At 74.1% G+C, this 17241-nt stretch carries 17 protein-coding genes; 7 read left to right on the forward strand and 10 right to left on the reverse strand.

The annotated features are described in order from the left end of the window. Positions 1–24 precede the first annotated feature (24 nt). Genes ACZ6O5_RS19300 through ACZ6O5_RS19330 form a run of 7 tightly spaced genes read right to left on the reverse strand, consistent with a single transcriptional unit; the run spans position 25 to position 6323 of the window. Positions 25–888, reverse strand: a complete 864-nt coding sequence (locus ACZ6O5_RS19300) for a type II secretion system F family protein (RefSeq protein ID WP_465978805.1) — start codon at positions 886–888, stop codon at positions 25–27. After that, positions 888–1844, reverse strand: a complete 957-nt coding sequence (locus tag ACZ6O5_RS19305) for a type II secretion system F family protein (RefSeq protein ID WP_465979078.1) — start codon at positions 1842–1844, stop codon at positions 888–890. The genes ACZ6O5_RS19300 and ACZ6O5_RS19305 overlap by 1 nt, the downstream gene beginning before the upstream one ends. Further along, positions 1787–3331: a CpaF family protein gene (locus ACZ6O5_RS19310; protein ID WP_465978807.1), complete on the reverse strand. Its 1545-nt coding sequence runs from the start codon at positions 3329–3331 to the stop codon at positions 1787–1789. Before ACZ6O5_RS19310 ends, ACZ6O5_RS19305 begins: the two co-directional genes overlap by 58 nt. Beyond that, a complete protein-coding gene (locus ACZ6O5_RS19315; protein ID WP_465978809.1) occupies positions 3321–4154 on the reverse strand; it encodes a P-loop NTPase family protein in 834 nt (277 codons plus the stop codon). Before ACZ6O5_RS19315 ends, ACZ6O5_RS19310 begins: the two co-directional genes overlap by 11 nt. After that, complete coding sequence (locus tag ACZ6O5_RS19320; RefSeq protein WP_465978811.1) at positions 4154–4819, reverse strand: SAF domain-containing protein; 666 nt, start codon at positions 4817–4819, stop codon at positions 4154–4156. The genes ACZ6O5_RS19315 and ACZ6O5_RS19320 overlap by 1 nt, the downstream gene beginning before the upstream one ends. Beyond that, positions 4816–5763: a hypothetical protein gene (locus ACZ6O5_RS19325; RefSeq protein WP_465978813.1), complete on the reverse strand. Its 948-nt coding sequence runs from the start codon at positions 5761–5763 to the stop codon at positions 4816–4818. Before ACZ6O5_RS19325 ends, ACZ6O5_RS19320 begins: the two co-directional genes overlap by 4 nt. Further along, on the reverse strand, positions 5757–6323 hold the full coding sequence (locus ACZ6O5_RS19330; RefSeq protein ID WP_465979080.1) for a hypothetical protein: 567 nt from the start codon (positions 6321–6323) through the stop codon (positions 5757–5759). Before ACZ6O5_RS19330 ends, ACZ6O5_RS19325 begins: the two co-directional genes overlap by 7 nt. Before the next feature lie 579 nt (positions 6324–6902). Between ACZ6O5_RS19330 and ACZ6O5_RS19335 the strand changes: the two genes are divergently transcribed. Further along, complete coding sequence (locus ACZ6O5_RS19335; RefSeq protein WP_465978815.1) at positions 6903–7685, forward strand: prepilin peptidase; 783 nt, start codon at positions 6903–6905, stop codon at positions 7683–7685. Between the two features lie 40 nt (positions 7686–7725). On the opposite strand, the gene ACZ6O5_RS19340 is transcribed toward ACZ6O5_RS19335, so the two are convergent. Next, a complete protein-coding gene (locus tag ACZ6O5_RS19340) occupies positions 7726–8205 on the reverse strand; it encodes a hypothetical protein (RefSeq protein WP_465978817.1) in 480 nt (159 codons plus the stop codon). 60 nt (positions 8206–8265) lie between these two features. Between ACZ6O5_RS19340 and ACZ6O5_RS19345 the strand changes: the two genes are divergently transcribed. Together ACZ6O5_RS19345 and ACZ6O5_RS19350 are read left to right on the forward strand one after the other, a co-directional pair. After that, positions 8266–9042: an SAM-dependent methyltransferase gene (locus tag ACZ6O5_RS19345; RefSeq protein ID WP_465978819.1), complete on the forward strand. Its 777-nt coding sequence runs from the start codon at positions 8266–8268 to the stop codon at positions 9040–9042. 120 nt (positions 9043–9162) lie between these two features. Beyond that, positions 9163–10404 carry an MFS transporter gene (locus ACZ6O5_RS19350; RefSeq protein ID WP_465978821.1) on the forward strand — a complete coding sequence of 414 codons (1242 nt, stop codon included), beginning with the start codon at positions 9163–9165 and terminating at the stop codon, positions 10402–10404. Between the two features lie 3 nt (positions 10405–10407). On the opposite strand, the gene ACZ6O5_RS19355 is transcribed toward ACZ6O5_RS19350, so the two are convergent. Continuing rightward, the gene (locus tag ACZ6O5_RS19355) at positions 10408–10731 is read right to left on the reverse strand and encodes a hypothetical protein (RefSeq protein WP_465978823.1); all 324 of its coding nucleotides are present in this window, start codon (positions 10729–10731) and stop codon (positions 10408–10410) included. Continuing rightward, a complete protein-coding gene (locus ACZ6O5_RS19360; RefSeq protein ID WP_465978825.1) occupies positions 10728–11627 on the reverse strand; it encodes an RNA polymerase sigma-70 factor in 900 nt (299 codons plus the stop codon). Before ACZ6O5_RS19360 ends, ACZ6O5_RS19355 begins: the two co-directional genes overlap by 4 nt. A gap of 166 nt (positions 11628–11793) precedes the next feature. On the opposite strand from ACZ6O5_RS19360, the gene ACZ6O5_RS19365 reads away from it, so the two are divergent. The 4 genes from ACZ6O5_RS19365 (at position 11794) to ACZ6O5_RS19380 (ending at position 17198) form a co-directional block, all read left to right on the forward strand. Next, entirely contained in the window at positions 11794–12279 is a 486-nt protein-coding gene (locus tag ACZ6O5_RS19365) for a carboxymuconolactone decarboxylase family protein (protein ID WP_465978827.1), read from the forward strand. Between the two features lie 206 nt (positions 12280–12485). After that, on the forward strand, positions 12486–13406 hold the full coding sequence (locus tag ACZ6O5_RS19370; RefSeq protein ID WP_465978829.1) for an endonuclease domain-containing protein: 921 nt from the start codon (positions 12486–12488) through the stop codon (positions 13404–13406). Next, positions 13393–14034 carry a hypothetical protein gene (locus ACZ6O5_RS19375; RefSeq protein ID WP_465978831.1) on the forward strand — a complete coding sequence of 214 codons (642 nt, stop codon included), beginning with the start codon at positions 13393–13395 and terminating at the stop codon, positions 14032–14034. Before ACZ6O5_RS19370 ends, ACZ6O5_RS19375 begins: the two co-directional genes overlap by 14 nt. Beyond that, on the forward strand, positions 14034–17198 hold the full coding sequence (locus ACZ6O5_RS19380) for a helicase HerA domain-containing protein (protein ID WP_465978833.1): 3165 nt from the start codon (positions 14034–14036) through the stop codon (positions 17196–17198). The genes ACZ6O5_RS19375 and ACZ6O5_RS19380 overlap by 1 nt, the downstream gene beginning before the upstream one ends. Positions 17199–17241: the final 43 nt, after the last annotated feature.

Here is a 17241-nt window from a genome sequence, read left to right on the forward strand (position 1 = left end):
TCTTCTCCTTCTCGGGGGTGGGGTTCACAGGCGGGCGAGGAACGGATAGACGGCGAAGCCGAGCAGGACGAAGACCAGCAGCGATCCGGGAATGTCCAACTTGCTGGTCACCCCCTCGGCGCGGGTCAGGTTGTCGGTACGGATCTGGTCGCGCAGCGAGTCGGCACGGGACCGCAACGTCTCGTGCACCTGGGCGCCCTCACTGCCGGAGGAGCGCATGATGGCGCCCACGTCACCCAGCTCCGGAATGCCGATCCGGTCCGCCAGCTCCTGCAACTCGTCCCACGGCGAGTGCATCTGGAGCTGGGCGAGCCGCAACGCCTCCCGGATCCGGTCGAACACCCAGCCGTCGCAGACCGCCGCCGCGCGTTCCAGCGACTGCACCGGGCCGTGCGCGGCGGAGAGTTGCAACGCCACCAGGTCGAGGTAGGTGCAGACCGCCTGGCGGAACTCGTCCCGGGCGGCGTCCGCCCTGGTCAGCACCGAGCGGTGCGCGACCAGGCCGGCGAGCAGCGCCATCCCGAGGCTGGCCAGCACCGGCACGGCCACCGGCAGGGACACCCCGCCCAGGAGGAGCACGGCCGAGAGGACCGCCGGCGTGACGAACCCGATCAGCGCGGAGAGCAGCACCGACAGGGCGTACTGCTCGGGGGTCTGGTCGAGCAGGGCGAGCTGCCGGGTCGGCGGGCGCAGCCAGCGGGCGAAGCCGCCGAGCCAGTCCGGCCCCGCGCCGGCTGTCGGGGCCTGACCGGGTGGCTGGTGCAGCCGGCGCAGCGCCGGGCCGAGCGCCGGGGTGGCCGGTAGCGCCTCGCGGACCACGAGGAAGAGGCCGAGGCCGACCGCCGATCCGCCCAGCACCGCCGCCGCGAGCTGCCAGTTGAGGACCACTATGCGATCGCCTCCTCCGGGTCGGGCGCCGGCAGGAAACGCGCCGGACGGGGCGGCTGGCTCATCGATCGCACCCAGACCAGCAGGCCGATGAAGGCCGCGCCGAGCACCGCCATCACGAGCTGGCCGGTGAACGTGCCGTAGGGGCGGATGTAGTCGCTGTTCAGCAGCCCGTACGCCAGCGTGGCGAGCGTCATGCCGGTGAGGAAGCGGACCGCGAACCGGGGCTGGGTCCGCTTCGCCTCGACCTCGCGCCGGGTGGCCACCTCGGCGGACGCGGCGCCGGCGATCGAGCGGAGCACGTCACCGAGGCGCTCGCCCCGGTCGGTGAGGTGCAGGATCAGCGCGGCCACCACCTGATCGGCGACCGGGTCGGCGATCTCGTCGGCGAACGCCAGCAACGCGGACTTGGCCAGCCAGCCGGCCTGGAGGCGGGCGGCCAGCGTGCGTACCTCCTCCTGGATCTCCTCCGGCGCGGTGGTGATGGTGCCGACGATGGCCTGCTGGAGTCCCTGCCCGGTGGCCGAGATGTCCTTGAGCCGCCGGGTCCACTCGCCGACCGCCTCGACCCGGGCGATGGCCCGTTGCTCGGCCCGGCCGACCGCGAACAGCCACGGCACCCCGGGCACCGCGAGCGCCACCAGCAGGCCCACCACCGGCAGCCCGCTGAGCAGGAACGCCACCGCGCCGGCGGCCACCGCGCCGCCCAGCAGGAGCTGGTGGCGTCGCTGGTCGGCGCGACCGGCCCCGGCGCCGGTCCAGAGCCGGCTCAGACCCGGGCCGGTGCTGCCCGGCGTCGACCCCGGTGGCCGGCGGGTGCCGACCAGCGCGACCACGGCCAGCACCAGCCCGGCCACGCAGGCCGCGCCGGAGACCAGCGCGATCAGCTCGATCTGCGTCACGCCGGCCCCCCGTTCGGCCGTCGCCCGAGGCGGGTGTGCCGGGGCCGCCGCCAGGCGCCGACGCCGGCCTCCACGAACCGGGTGAGCAGGCGGGAGTCGTAGCCGACGCGCATCAACTGGTCGCGGATCCGCTCCGGCAGGTGGCGGGGGACCGCCCGGCCGTCCGGCCCGGGACCGAAGACCGTGGTGGTGGTGATCCGGTTGCCCTCGCCGACGCCGATGACCTCCTCGACGTGCGAGACGAAGCGGTGCTTGCGGCCACCGATCGCGGTCTCGTCCTCGACCGTGACGTAGACGATCAGGTCGAGCGCGTTGCCGGCCATCCGCCGGGCCTGGTCGACCGTCATCTCCCGGCCGTGGGAGAGCGCCAGCTCGATGATCCGTTCGCTCACCCCGGCCGGGGTACGGGCGTGGATGGTGCACATCGACCCGCGACTGGTGGTCATCGCCTGGAGCATCGGCACGATCTCCCGGGACCGCACCTCGCCGACGATGATCCGCAGCACGCCCATCCGCAGCGACACCGGGATCAGGTCGGCGATGCTCACCTCACCGGCCGGTCGCCCGTCCGCGCCGCGTTCGCCGTGCCCCTCCCGGGACTCGAAGCTCATCACCGCCCGGTGCTTGTGCCCGCGCCGGGCCGGCAGCAGTTCCCGGCTCTCCTCCAGCAGCACGTACGGCTCGTCGGCCGGGATGTCGTCCATCAGCGCCCGGATGACCGTGGTCTTGCCGGCCCCGGCCAGCCCGGCGACCATGATGTTCAACCCGGCGCGCATGGACGCGCGGAGGAAGTCGCGCAGCAGCGGATCGATCATCTCGTCCAGGTCGGGGCGACCGCCGGCGATGTCCTCCAGGCTCACGTCCAGCGTGTTGTGCTTGCGGATCACCGCGTACGGGCGGTGGCTGACCAGGAAGACCGCGGCGAGCCGGCTGCCGTCGGGCAGTTGCAGGTCGAGCGTGGGCTTGGAGGTGGAGAGCGACCGCTCGGTGGCCCCGGCCCGGCGGGCCGCCGCCTGGAGGATCTCCACCAGTTCGTCGTCCGTCTCGGCGATCGGCTCGGCCCAGTCGACGCCGCCGCCGTGCCGGGTGATGCGCACCTGGTCGCAGCCGAGGATGTGCACCTCCTCGATGGTGTCGTCGACGAGCAGCGTCTGGAGCCGGCCCAGCCCGACCAGTTCGGCGGTCACCTGGTCGAGCAGCAACCGTTCCGCGTCGGCGGGCATCGGCGTGCCGGCCCGGCGCACCGAGTCGGCGTACGCGGAGACCACCGCGACCGCCAGTCGGGCCCGCTCGACCTCCTCGGCGTCGACGTCGAACTCCTGGCCGCGCTGCCAGTGGGTGAGTCGTTCGCTCAGTTCCCGTCGCAGCTCGCGGACGACCGCGAAGTCGACCCGGGGGCGGGGTGGCGGGGCGGGCGGTGCGGCGGGGAGCGCCGGGCCGGCCACGTGGTGCCGTCCGTTCGGCGGCGGCAGCGGCGGGACCGTGGAGACGACGCCGGGTTGCTGCCCGCGCGGGTCGTGCGAGACCGGCTCAAACCGCACCGGGCACCCCCGGCGCGGTCGGCGCGCTGACCGCTGCCGCGGCGGTCACGCCGGGCCAGGACAGCCGGGCCCGACGCCGGTCGAGCAGCGCCCGGACCGGCACCTCCAACGCGCCGGCCGCGCGCATGAGCGGCCGGTTGGCGCGTACGGTGCCGCCGCGGCCGAGCACCTCGGCGGTACGCGGGTCGTGCGGCAGGCGGGCGATCACCGGCAGCCGCAGCGCCTTGCTGATCTCGCTGGTGCCGTGCCCGTCGCCGACCACCAGCAGGCGCAGGTTGCCCGGGGGGACGCGGTGCTCGGTGAGGTCCCGTTCGATCGCCCGGACCGCGGCCCGGGTGGCGGAGAGGTCGGGCAGGTGTGCGCGGGTGACCAGCAGCACCACCGCGGCGGCCCGCAGCAGCGGCCAGGGTGGACCGGCGACCGCCAGCCGCCCGCAGTCGACAAGCACGTCGTAGGGGGGCATGCCGCGTTCGAGCCCGGTGAAGTAGTCGGCGAAGCGCTGCCAGAGCGGGACCACGCTGCCGGCCTGGGCCGGGTCGACCACGCCGGGCAGCAGCAGCCGCTCGCGGCGGGGCGCGTCCAGGTCGACGAGCTGGGACCAGAACGTGCTCTCCAGGCTGCCGTCGCGCAGTTCGCCCACGGCCAGCTCGCCGATGCCGCGCGGGCCGTCGAGCGCGCCGCCCAGGTAGCCGGCGAGGATGGAGCCACCCGACGGGTCGCACTCGGCCAGCACGAGCCGGCGGTGCCAGCTCAGCGCGGCGGCCAGCGTGGTGGTGGTGACGCCGGGCGAACCCTTCGCCGAGACCAGGGCGATGATCGCCATCAGGCCGCCTCGGTGAGCACGAGCGCGATCCGGTCGTCCGCGGCCAGCACCACCACCGCCGGCACGTCCCGGACGGCCAGCGCCAGGTAGACCACCACGTCGCCGTTCTCCGGCGTGGCGGTGTCGATCACGGTGGCCGCGAACCGGGTGCCGCCGCCCCGGGCCGCGTCGGAGCCGTTGGTGCCGGCGGTCGGCGTGCTGACCAGCAGCACCTTGTCGCCGGGGTGCAGCTTGCGGGCGGGCACCTGGTCGGCCGCCAGCCCCAGCGCGATCTGCTGCTGGCCGGGGCCGAGCAGCGGCGCGTCGGTGAGTTGGGCCGGGGTGAGCAGCGTGCCGGGCGTGAGCCGCACGGCGGCGCGCAGGCCGAGCAGTTCCTTCATCCGGTCGGCCGGTACCGGCCGCAGCTCGCGCCCGCCGGAGACGCGGACCGGCACCAGGTCGTCGGCGGTGAGCTGCTGGCCCACCTCGACGGGCCGGGCGACCGCCAGGTAGCTGCCGGTGGACCGGACCGAGGTGACCGCGAACGCCGCGCCCAGCCCGCCGAGCGCGATCAGCAGGATCGCCAGGCCGAGCAGGCCGGGCCGGATGCGCCGCTGCCGGACCACCTTGGGCGGCGCCACCGGCGCCTCCACCGGGGTCCCGTTCCGGGCCGCCACGACACTCATCGGGTCACCACCTGAAGTTCGTTGATCTGCACCGGGACGACACCGCTGACCCGGCTCTGGTCGATCACGCCGCTCTCCCCGCCGCTGGACGACCAGTCGACGGTCCAGAACGTGGTGGCGTAGACCTCGTACGTGTCGGCCTTGGAGTAGCCGTTGCGCAGGCCGCAGTCGGGCGAGGGGGCGCCGGCGAGCGGCCCGCTGGCGCTGTACGGCGTGCCCGGCCCGCGGCACTCGACGTCGAGGTCGTCGGCCATGTGCCAGACGATCCGGTCGACCTTCGCGGTGATCGTGACGGTCAGTCCTCTTTCGGAGGCCGAGGCACTGAGCGGCCCGAAGTAGGAGTTGCCGGGGCTGGCCCACATCCAGACCGGCAGCCCGACCAGCCCCGGACCCTTGCTGCGCCGGGGCGCGACCGCCGCCCGGGGCGGCAGCAGCGAGATCGAGGCCAGCGCGCGACGGGCTAGCTCCTCCGGGTCGGGCGGGGTGCCGTAGCCGCCCGGCGGCGCGTCGAGCAGCACACTTCCCTGCTGGCCGGTGGCACCGTCCTGGCAACTGGCGGTGTACCACTGCTTGCCGTCGGGCGCGGGGAGTTGGGGCTCGTTCAGCTTGTAGTAGCAGCCGTCGCTGTTGTTGAACCAGCCCATGAACTCGTCGTAGCACTTGACGACCTGGCCGTTCCACTGGCACTTCGCGGTGCCCCCGCCGCTGCCGCTGCCGCCGCCGTCGTTGCCGCCGCCGCCCGGCCCGCCGCCGCCACCCGGGACGCCCGGGTCGTCGTCCCAGACGTCACAGTTGTTCTGGTCGGGTGGGCACGAGCCGCCCGGGTCGGCGGCGCGGGCGGGAGAGCCGGCCAGCGTCAGCACCGCCACCAGGCCGGCGACGAACCACCGGCGGGGCGTCCCGACCCGGTCGGCCGGGACGCTCCCTCCTCCCCAGGTCAGCACGGCTGGTCCCGGTGCGCGGCGCCGGCGTTGACGAGCCAGCGACCGTCGGGATAGCGGGCCGCGGTCGCGGTGGCCAGGTACCGGCCGCCGTCGGTGCCGGGCACGGGCTTGCGGTTCTTGACGTAGACCAGCCGGTAGCCGGTCGCGTCCAGGCAGTCCTGGATCTCGACGGTGGGCGTTTCGGCGGCCAGGTCGACCGAGACCACCGTGGGGGTGGAAACCAGTTTTCCGGTACGCATCGCGCCGTGCTCCTTCGCGTCACGAATTGCCAACCGAACCTGGGTCAGCAGCGGGTCGGCCAGAAATCGGCCGAGGGCGGGATGGCCGGGATCGCTGCGGGCACTCGCCGCCCGGGACGCGGCGAGATAGCCGGAATAGGCGGTGAGTGCCGCTTTTTCGGCCGCTTTCTCCTCGGCGGTGGAATGCGCGGCGGGTGCCGCGGCGCGGCTGGTCAGTGGGCCGGTGGCCGCCTCGGGCCCGGTGCCGCAGCCGGCGGCGCCGACCGCCAGCACGAGGCTGAGCAGGCCGCCTTCCCATCGGCGGGATTGCCATGTGCGCAACGCCGAGCCCTCCTCGGTGCCGGCCCGGTGCGGTCGCGCTGAGCGCTCCGGGCATGCGGAAGCACGCCCGGATCTGTCGGACCGGACCTCGACCGCCACCGTGTGCATTTACCTGTGCTGATCTTCGTCAAATGTGGAAGTGATGTCTCCGGTCCGCCTCCGACGCCATTGAGCGGGGGTTGCGTCGTACCCAAGGGGCGAGCATAGGCTGACGTCCGCCGATGCAACAGAGGCAATTCACGTGAACACGTTGAGTGAAGACGGGTGGTGGCGGCCGGTGGTGTTCCGGACGGTGACGAGCGGGTCCTCCCCGGCCTCCCCGGCAGTCGGTGTGCGCTCACCCGCACCCGTCCACCCGCCCGCGCCGGCCGGCCGCCGCGCCACCGGTATGGGTGGGGTGCACCCCGCTCGTCCCATCCGTCCCGCCGGCCGGCCACGCCCGGCACCCATCGCCGGCACCGGCCGTTCCGGGGCCCCGCCGGACGCCACTTTCCGCGCCATCCGCCACACGCCGATCAACGTGCCGTCACTCTGCGTGCTCCGCAGTGGAGCCACCGGCGACCGGACGGGGGAGCCGGCATGACCACCGAACGGGTCCGCCACCCCGGCCCGCCGGCCGTCACCCGCCGCCCGCTCGTCCGGCTGTTGGCCACCCTCGCGGTCGGGCCGCCGGTCCGGCTGGCGGTGGCCCGCTACGCCGTACCGCCGGACCGCCCGGACCGGACGGCGTGCGACGCCTGCGGTACGCCGATCCGGCTGGACCGGCCGTGGCCGGCGCTCGGGCCGGCGGCCCGCTGCCCGGGCTGCCGGGCGCGGATCGGCGCGCCTCCGGCCGTGGCGGAGGTGGCGCTCGCGGTCGCCGTCGCGGTGCTGGCGCTGGCCGGCGGGCTGCCCGGCGCGCGTCTGGCGCTGGCCTGGTGGCTCGCCTGGGCGGTGCCGATGGCGCTCGTGGACGCCGCGGCGCACCGGCTGCCCGACCGGCTGACCTGGCCGGCCGCCGCCGGTACCGCGGTGCTGCTCGGGGCGACCGCGCTGCCCGGACCCGGCCCGGCGCCCTGGGTGCGGGCCGTCGCCGCCGGGCTGGCGCTCGCCGCCGGCTTCGCGGCCACCACCGTGCTGTTCGGCCGGCGCGGCTTCGGCCTCGGCGACGCCAAGCTGGCCCTCGGCGCGGGCGCGCTGCTCGGCTGGTACGGCTGGCCGGTGCTGGTGGCCGGGCTGATGCTCTCGGTCACCCTCTCCGGCGTGGGCGGGCTGGTGCTGCTCGCCGTCCGCCGGGTCCGCTGGCGCAGTCACCTGCCGTTCGGGCCGTTCCTCATCCTCGGCACCGCCGCCACGCTGCTGCTCGTCACCCGAGGCGGATGATCGACCACCATCGGTGCGGGAGGTGGATGAGGTGGGCGCGTCACGGGGCGGTGCGCGGCGGCTGGGCCGGTACGCCGGACATCCGCTCGACGATCTTCTCCAGCGCCTCGAACGCGTACGCCCAGTTGTGGCACTTGAAGCTGCGCAGCCCGGTGATCGGGGTGCGACAGTCGGCACAGTGGACACCGGGCACCGCGTCCGGCACCTCGGTGTTGACGTACTTCCGCTCACCGAGCACCACCCGCGCGATCATCGCCGTGTCGTGCACCCCGTGCAGCGCGGACGAGACGATGTCGTACCAGGTCACCCGGCGTCCGCACTTCGGGCAGTCCGGCTCGTCGCCGCTGACCCACAGCGGCGCGCCGATGCTGTGCGCCGGGATGTTCAGCAGTCGCTCCATCCGGCGTACGTCCGACTCGGGAGTGGTCCACCGGTGCCGCCCCGGTAGCGAGGCGGGCGAGTCGTAGACGGCGCGGAACAGCACCGGGTCGACCTCCACGGTCTGCCGCCGATCGGTCATCGGTACCTCCTGGGAACAACGGGTCAGCGGTTCGTCGCCCAGGGTGCTACACATCAGGGCGTGACGGCTGCTGAAACGCGACCCAACGTCGCCCGAATGTATGACTACTACCTGGGCGGATGCCACAACTTCGCGGCCGACCGGGCCGCCGCGGAGGAGATCCTGAAGATCTTTCCGGACACCGGCGTGGCGGCCCAGACCAACCGCGCCTTCCTGCGCCGGGCCGTGCGGTGGGCGGCCGAGCGGGGCGTACGCCAGTTTCTCGACGTCGGCGCCGGGCTGCCCACCCAGGGCAACGTGCACGAGGTGGTCCGCGCGGTGAACCCGAACGCCCGGGTGGTCTACGTGGACACCGACGAGGTGGCGGTCGCGTACGCCAGGCGGTTGCTGCCCACCGACGGCGGTCGCACCGTGGTGGTCCGCGGTGACCTGCGGCGGCCCGACGAGCTGCTGGCCGACCCGACGCTGCGCGCGACGCTCGACCTCCGCGAGCCGGTGGCGCTGCTGCTGGTCGCGGTGCTGCACTTCGTGCCCGACGCGGACGACCCGTGGACGGCCGTGGCCCGGCTGCGCGACGCCACCGCCCCCGGCAGCCTGCTCGCGTTGTCGCACCTGACGCTGGACGGCGCACCGCCGCTGCCCGCGCGGGCCGGCACCGAGGTCTACCGGCGCAGCAGCGCGCCGCTGGTGCCCCGCACCCACGCCGACGTGGCCCGCTTCCTGGACGGGTACGACCTGGTCGAGCCCGGTCTGGTCCGGCTGGCCGACTGGCGGCCGGACGGCGAGCCGCAGGCCGCGGTGTCGCACGGTTACGGCGGGGTGGGCGTGCGGCGCTGACCTCCCCACGACATCCAAGTTAGCAAGCATCGGGCATCTGCGGTATCGGCCGACGAACCGATCAGATCGGGCGGAAATCCTCGTTAGATTCGCCGAGCTGATCTGACGGGGAGGTCACCGGTGTCCACTGTGCCCACAATCGAGAAGCGAATTCCGCCACTGGTCCGGCGGGGAATCGTGCCGGAAACGCGACCACAGCGCATTCTCGCGCTGGCGACGTTCGTCAACATGATCGGCAGCGGCGTCTTCATGGTCACCGCCGCGCTGTTCTTCACCCGCGTGATCGGTCTGCCGCTGGCCCAGGTCGGCCTCGGCATGGGCGTCGCCGCCGCCGCCGGCCTGCTCGCGGGCGTACCGGTGGGGCATCTCGCCGACCGGCGCGGGCCCCGGGAGGTCTACCTGGGAATGCTCGCGATCCAGGGCGCGGCGATGGGCGCGCTGCTTGTCGTCCGCAGTTTCTGGCTGGTCCTGGTGGCGCTCTGCGTCGGGGAACTGGCCCGTTCCGCCGGGGGTGCGGCGCGGGGACCACTCGTTCGCGGAATCGGCGGCGACGACCTGCCGAGATATCGCGCGTACCTGCGCTCGGTCGCCAATCTGGCCGGCAGTTGCGCCGCGATCGCGACCGGGTTCGCCGTGCAGTTCGACAGCCGCCCGGCCTATCTGGCGCTGGTGCTGGCGAACGCGCTCAGCTTCGTCGCCGCCGCGACCGTGGTCGCCGCCCTGCCGGCGCTGCCGCCGGTGCCCGCGCCACCACGCGCCGGCCCCTGGGCCGCTCTGCGCGACCGAGGGTACGTGGCCGTCACCGTGCTGGACGGCGTCATGTCGATCCACCACCAGGTGCTGCTCTTCGCGCTGCCGCTGTGGATCGTCGGGCACACCGACGCGCCCCGCTGGCTGGTCGGCGCGACCGCCCTGGCCAACACCGCGCTCGTGGTGCTGCTCCAGGTCCGGGCGAGCCGGGGCGTGGACAGCAGCGACGCGGCCGGCCGGGCCGTACGCCGGGCCGGGGTCGCCTTCCTCGCCGGGATGGCGGTCGTCGCCGCGACCGCCACGCTGCCCACCTGGCTCGCCGTCGCCGGCATCGGGCTCGGTGTCTGCGTGCACACCGTCGGCGAGCTGTGGCACACCGCCGGCTCGATGGAGCTGCGTTTCAGCCTGGCCCCGGCACACGCGCAGGGGCAGTACATGGGCGTGTTCGGGTTCGGCGCCGGCCTGGCGAACGTGGTGGCGCCGACCGTGTTGGCGTTGTGCTGCATCACCTGGGGCGCGCCCGGCTGGCTGCTGCTCGGCGGCGTGTTCCTGGTGGTGGGACTGGTGACGCCGGAGGTGGTGCGCCGGGCGGAGCGGAACCGCCCGGCGTGACGCTCAGTCGAGGCCGCGGTGGGCGGACCAGAGCGTGGCCGCGCGGTCGGCCGCCGCCGCCACCAGCGCGGCCAGCTCCGGCCGGTCCGGCACCCGGAACGACACGTACGCGCCGCGCCCACCCGCCGTGGGCCGGCCGTACGCCTTCGCGGCGAGCCGGCCGTCCGGCAGCAGCCGGATGTTGAGCGTGGTCAACGTGAACTCCTCGCCGCGCCGGGTGTCGGTCCAGCGCAGCGCCTCCGGAACGGCCACGTTGATGGCGAGGGCGGTGACGTCGGGCGGGGCGTCGCTGCTCATCCGGGCTCGGGCGGAGGCGTCGCTGCTCACCCGGGCATCGTCGCACGGCGGCTCAGCGTCGTCTCCCGGCTCATCCGGGACAGCTTCTCCGGGTTGCGTACCGCGTAGAGCCCGGTGATCAGGCCGTCGTCGAGGCGTACCGCCACGACCGTGTCCAGCTCGCCGTCGAGCCGCACGAGCAACGCCGGGTAGCCGTTGACCTGCGCCGGCGCCATCGACGCCGCCTCGGCGACCCGACGCCAGCCGCCGGCCAGCAGGCGGGCCACCTTGTCGGCGCCGGCGACCGGGCGTGGGATCGCCTGCCTGATCCCGCCGCCGTCGCCGACCAGCACGACGTCCTCGGCGAGCACCGCGAGCAACGACCGGAGGTCGCCGGTCTCGACCGCCCGCCGGAACGCGTCGAGCGCGTCGCGGGTCTCGGCCGCGGAGACGGTACGGCGGGGCCGGCGGGCCGCCACGTGGGCGCGCGCCCGGTGCGCGATCTGCCGCACCGTGGCCGGCGTCCGGTCGACCGTCTCGGCGATCTCGTAGTACCCGACGTCGAACACGTCACGCAGCACGAACACCGCCCGCTCGGTCGGCGCGAGCGTCTCCAGCACCAGCAGCATCGCCATCGAGACGCTGTCGGCCAGCGCCACGTCGTCGGCCACGTCGGGGGTGGTCAGCAGCGGCTCGGGCAGCCACGACCCGACGTACGACTCCTTGCGCCGGCCGAGCGCGCGCAGCCGGGACAGCGCCTGGCGGGTGGTGATCCGGACCAGGTAGGCGCGTCGGTCCCGGATCTCGTCGAGGTCGACACCGGCCCACCGCAGCCAGGTCTCCTGGACCACGTCCTCGGCGTCGGCGGCCGAGCCGAGCATCTCGTACGCGACCGTGAAGAGCAGGTTCCGGTGGGCGAGGAACTCCTCGGTGGCCGGGTCCGCCATGGCTGGCTCCTCCGCTGCTCGACTGCGTTCCCCACCAGACGCCGGCCGCCGGCCCGCTGTGACGCCGCACCGCTGTGGCGGTCGTCACCCGGCCACGGTGTCACGCCGGCCCCGCCGCCGGCATCTCGTGTCCGACCGAACGCCACACCACCGGAGAGGCAGAACCATGGAGACCCGATTCAACCTGTTCGAGAACACGATCTCCGCGAACTTCTTCAAGCGTTTCGCCAACGCGGGCCTGGTGATCCAGCAGTCGTCGCTGCCGCACTCCACCCAGGAGCTGGTGTCGCTGCGGGCCAGCCAGATCAACGGCTGCGGCTGGTGCATCGACATGCACACCAAGGAGGCAGTCGCCGCGGGGGAGAGCGCGGTCCGGCTGCACCTGGTCGCCGCCTGGCGCGAGTCGACGGTCTTCACCGAGGCGGAACGCGCCGCGCTGGCGTTCGCCGAGGAGGGCACCCGGCTCGCCGACGCCCACCAGGGGGTGTCCGACGAGACCTGGGCGCGGGTGCGTGAACACTACGACGACGATCAGGTCGCGGCGCTGGTCTGCCTGGTCGGGTTGATCAACGCGGCGAACCGGGTCGCGGTGATCGTGCACCAGCGGGGCGGCTCGTACGAGGCCGGCATGTTCGCCGCCGCGCTGCGCTGACCGACCGGGGATCGGCCGGTCCGGGGCACTGTCGGTTTGCGGTCAGTGCGACAGCCTGGTGTGGTCCGAATCGGATTCGTACCCTGATCCGGGACGTCTCGGTCGACGGTGGGGAGGGGCTGGCGCTGCTGTCGAACCGGAGCCTCGCCGACGTCCCCACCGATCGCGTCGTCGCCCTGCCCGACGCGGAGACCGACGCGCTGGCCATGCTGATCGCCCGCGACCATTCGGACCTGGCCGCCGTGGTGCACCGCCCGGCCGCTCGGCCCGTCATGCCGGCGGACGTCGTGCACGCCGCGCTGGACCGGCTCGAACAGGTCGCCGTCGAGCTGCTGCCGGCCTGGCTGCCCGAGATCGCCGACGGGGTCCGCCCGGACACGGCCGGGCTGGCGGCGGTCCGGCTCGCGGCCACCGCGCGGGCCCGTCGCGAGCGGTATCCCGGCACGTTCCTGCCCGACCTGGCCCGCTACGCGGTGACCGGCGGACGGGCCACCACGGCCACGCCGCTTCCGGTGCGTACCCGGGCGGCGGCGCTGGCCCGCCTCGTCGCCGGCGCGTTCGGGCGGCGGCGGGTGGTGCTGCTCGTCGAACCGGCGGCCGGCGACGGCGCGGTGGTCGCGGCCGGGGCCACCTGGCTCGGGCAGCACGGCGGTCCGGCCGTCTGGCTGGTGGGGGCCGGCGCGGCCGGGCCGGAGGGGCTGCCGGCGTTCCGGCTCGCGCCGCCGCGCGCCCCGCTGCCCGGCGGTGTGGCGGTGGGGAAGCCACATCCGGGCAGCGAGGTCGAGAAACGGTTGGAGGCGGCACTCGCGGCCGAGAGCTGGGCGGCCGGACGACTGTGGAACCAGAGCTTTCAGTCGCACGGCTTGGCCACGCCGGTGCGACTCGATCTACTGTGGCCGGACGAACGGTGCGTGGTGGAGATCGACGGGCCGGAGCACTGCCGTCCGGTCCACTACGAGGCCGACCGGCAGCGCGACGTCCAGCTCCAACTGGACGGCTACACGGTCCTGCGCTTCACGAACGCCCGGGTGATCCACGACGTCGGCGCCGTGGTCCAGCAGATCGGCACGTATCTGCGGGCCCGTCGCCGGGACATGGCGGAAGGACGGCAGCATGGCCGGCGATGAGCTGACCGCATCCGAGAGCGCGATCCTCGTCGTGCTCATGGCCGAGGCGCGGGAGGTGTTGAACACCGAACTCCGGGACCGTTACCAGCTCGACGTACGCAAGCCGCAGCGGGACAAGCTCACCCGTCTGCAGTACGTCGCCAGCCGCCGGAGCGGGTCGACGTACGCCCTCCAGCTCGACGACAAGGGCTGGGTACGCATGCAGACCGACCTCGACTTCACGCTGCGCGGCGCGTCCGCGCTCGGTGCCGCGTTGGCCGCCCTCCAGACCAACCTGCGTGAACGCGTCCTGGCGCGCAGCGGCTGCGCCACGCTGGCCGAGCTGTTCGCCCTGACCGACGTGCGCGCTCCGGCGGCCGGGCCGACCGGGTCGATGGAGGCGCGCGTGGTCAGCGCCTACCGGGCGCTCGCCGACGAGCCGGGGGCCTGGGTGAGCCTGCGCCGGCTGCGCCCGTTCTTCGCCGACGTGTCCCGGGAGCATCTGGACGAGGCGCTGCGCGGGCTCAGCCGGAGCGACGGCGTGAGCATCGCACCGGAGTCGAACCAGAAGACGCTCACCGAGGCGGACCACGCGGCGGCGCTGCGACTCGGCGGGCAGGAGAACCACCTGCTGGCGATCGGCGTGTGATGGACGAGGCGGAACGGGCCGCGCTGGCAGCGCTGCGGTTCGACTGGGCGCCGGTGCCCGACGACGTGTGGCGACCGCTGCCCTTCCACGTCGACGGCCTGCACCTCCCGGTCGTCCGGGACGTCCTCGCCGGCGTGGACGAGGCCGCGTCGAACCCGCACGGCAGCCCGCTCGGCCTGGTCGTCCAGGGTCAGCGGGGGTCCGGCAAGACCCACCTGCTGGGCGTGATCCGCGAGCGGGTGCAGGAGCGGGGTGGTTACTTCTTCCTGGTCGGCCTGCTCGACGCCGAAAGCTTCTGGGACGGGGTGCTCGCCGCGATGCTGGACGGCCTGGCCCGGCCGGTGCCCGGTAGCCCGGAGACGCAGCTCAAGCTGCTGCTGCGGCGGCTGTCGGCGCTGGTGGGCGCGCCCCGGACGGCCCGCCGGGCGGTGATGGGCGACACCGGACTCACCCGCGCCGCACTCGACGCGTTCCTGGAAGGGCTCGGCGACTTCGACAGGCACGCGGCCCGTACCTGCCAGGAGACGGCGCGGGCGCTCGCGCTGAGCGCCTCCGAGAACATCTCCCAGCGGGACGTCGCGGAGAACTACTTCCTCTCCGGCGAGGAGATGACGCCCGGCGAGCGTGCGGCCTGGGGGATGCGTCGGGTGCCGCGCCCGGCCCAGCAGATCGTGCAGGACCTGTCCTGGCTGTTGGCGCTCACCGGCCCGTCCGTGGTGGCGATCGACCAGATCGACACGCTGATCGCCCAGTTGGCGATCCAGAGCGACCCCGCGGTGGTGGGCGCCGCGATGAGCCCGGAGCAGGCGCTGACGCTGGCCCGGATGGCGGACGGCCTGATGTCGCTGCGCCAGACGACGCGGCGCACGCTGACCGTGCTCGCCTGCATCCCGAACTCATGGACCATCATCCGGTCCACCGCCGCCGACACGGTGGCCGACCGGTTCCGGGAGACGCCGATGCTGCGCCGCATCGACGACGCCGACCTGGGCCGGGCGATCGTCGAGAAGCGGTTCGCGCTGCGCTACCGGGGGGTCGGGTTCTCCCCGCCGTACCCCTCGTGGCCGGTGTCCCCGCGTGCCTTCGCCGGGGCCGGGTCGTTCACCCCGCGCCAGTTGCTGATCGAGATCGACGGGCACATCCGGGCCTGCCTCGCCGACGACGAGGTCCGGGAGATGACCGGCCTGGGCGAGCCGTCCGCCGCGCCGTCCCGGGTGCCCCGGCCCACTCCGGCGACGGCCACCGCCGAGGAGACGGACCGCTACGACGCCCGCTTCGCGGAGCTGCGAGCAGCCGCGGATCTCGTCGCGCCGCGCGATCGGGCGTCGGAGGACGGGACGATGCCGGCGCTGCTGACCGCCGGGCTCACCGCCTGGATCCTGGAACGCGGTGACGCCGGGGCGGCGTTCAGTGTCGATCCGCCGCCCAGCACGGACCCGCCGCTGCACGCCCGGCTGCGCCTGACGCTGAACGAGCACACCGAGGACCAGGTGCACTGGTGTTTCCGGGCGGTCAGCGACAACCACCACGGCAACGCGGCGCTGGCCCGGCTCCGCAAGGCGAGCGTGGCGTCGGCCCTGGACACCGGGCTGACGAAACGCAAACTGTTCCTGCTGCGCAACCGCGACTGGTCGACCAGCGCGGCCACCCGGAGGACGCTTGACGCGTTCCACGCGGCGGGCGGCCGGACGATCGGCCTGGACGACGAGGACCTGCGGACCCTCTCGGCGCTTCGGGTGATGCTCGCCGAGACCACCATGGACCTGCGAGGCTGGCTGGCCGACCGGCGTCCGGCCCGGAGCCTGACGTTCCTGCGGCACGCGCTGGCGGACGTCGACGGGTGGACGGCGGCCGACGGACCGCCACCGGCGCCCGCGTCGACCCGGCCCGCGACCCGGCCCACGCCGCCCTCGGCCGCGAGCGGGCCGGCGTTTGTCGTGGGCCACGGGTACGACGACGACGCCCCGGTGCCGCTGGCTTTCGAGGCGCTCCGGAAACACGCCACGATCTTCGCCGGCTCCGGGTCGGGCAAGACCGTGCTCATCCGCCGCATCGTCGAGGAGTGTGCCCTCGCGGGTGTCTCCGCCATCGTGCTCGACCCCAACAACGACCTCGCCCGGCTCGGGGAGGCGTGGCCCGACCCGCCGCCGCAGTGGCGGCCGGGTGACGCGGCCCGGGCGGCGGACTACCTGGCCCACACCGACGTGGTGGTCTGGACGCCGCGCCGCAGCTCGGGCCGTCCGCTGAGCTTCCAGCCGCTGCCCGACTTCACCAGCGTGCGCGACGACCCGGACGAGTTCGGCGAAGCCGTCGAGGCGGCCGTCGCGGCGCTCGCGCCCCGGGCCATGGTCACCGGACGGGCCACCCGGGCGCACCTGGGGCTGGCGGTGCTGCGCAAGGCCGTCGAGCACTACGGCCGGCGCGGCGGTTCCCGGTTGAAGGGCCTCGTCGACACGCTCGCCGACCTGCCGGACGGGATCATCGACCTGGAGGACGCCGACAAGATCGGTCTCGGTCTCGCCCAGACGCTCACCGCCGCCATGGTGAACGACCCGCTCTTCGGCGGCGAGGGCACGCCGATGGACCCGGGTGTGTTGCTCACCCCCGCCGCCGGCAGGCGGGCCCGGGTCTCGGTCGTCAGCCTGGTGGGGCTGCCGTCCGACGACGTCCGCCAGAGTTTCGTCAACCAGCTCCAGATGGCGTTGTTCGCCTGGATCAAGAAGCACCCGGCCGGTGACCGGCCGCTGCTGGGGCTGCTCGTGATGGACGAGGCGCAGACGTTCGCCCCGTCCGGGGCGATGACCGCGTGCACCCAGAGCACGTTGGCGCTGGCCGCCCAGGCCCGCAAGTACGGGCTCGGATTGATCTTCGCCACGCAGGCGCCGAAGGGGCTGCACAACCGCATCCCCGGCAACGCGGCGACCCAGGTGTACGGCCTGATGAACAGCCCCATCCAGATCGAGGCGGCTCGCGAGATGGCCCGGGCCAAGGGCGGGGACGTGCCGGACATCTCCCGGCTGACGGTGGGCGAGTTCTATCTCGCCGCCGAGGGCACCGCGCCGCGGAAGATCCGGACGCCGCTGTCGTTGAGCCACCACCCGCGCAGCCCGCTCACGGTCGAAGAGGTGCTGGACCGGGCGCGCGGGACCGGCCGTGGTGGTTGACCGATAGCCGAGAGTGACGGAGAGCTACGCGCAAATTGCCCCC

The sequence above is a fragment of the Micromonospora sp. NPDC049201 genome, from assembly GCF_055586805.1.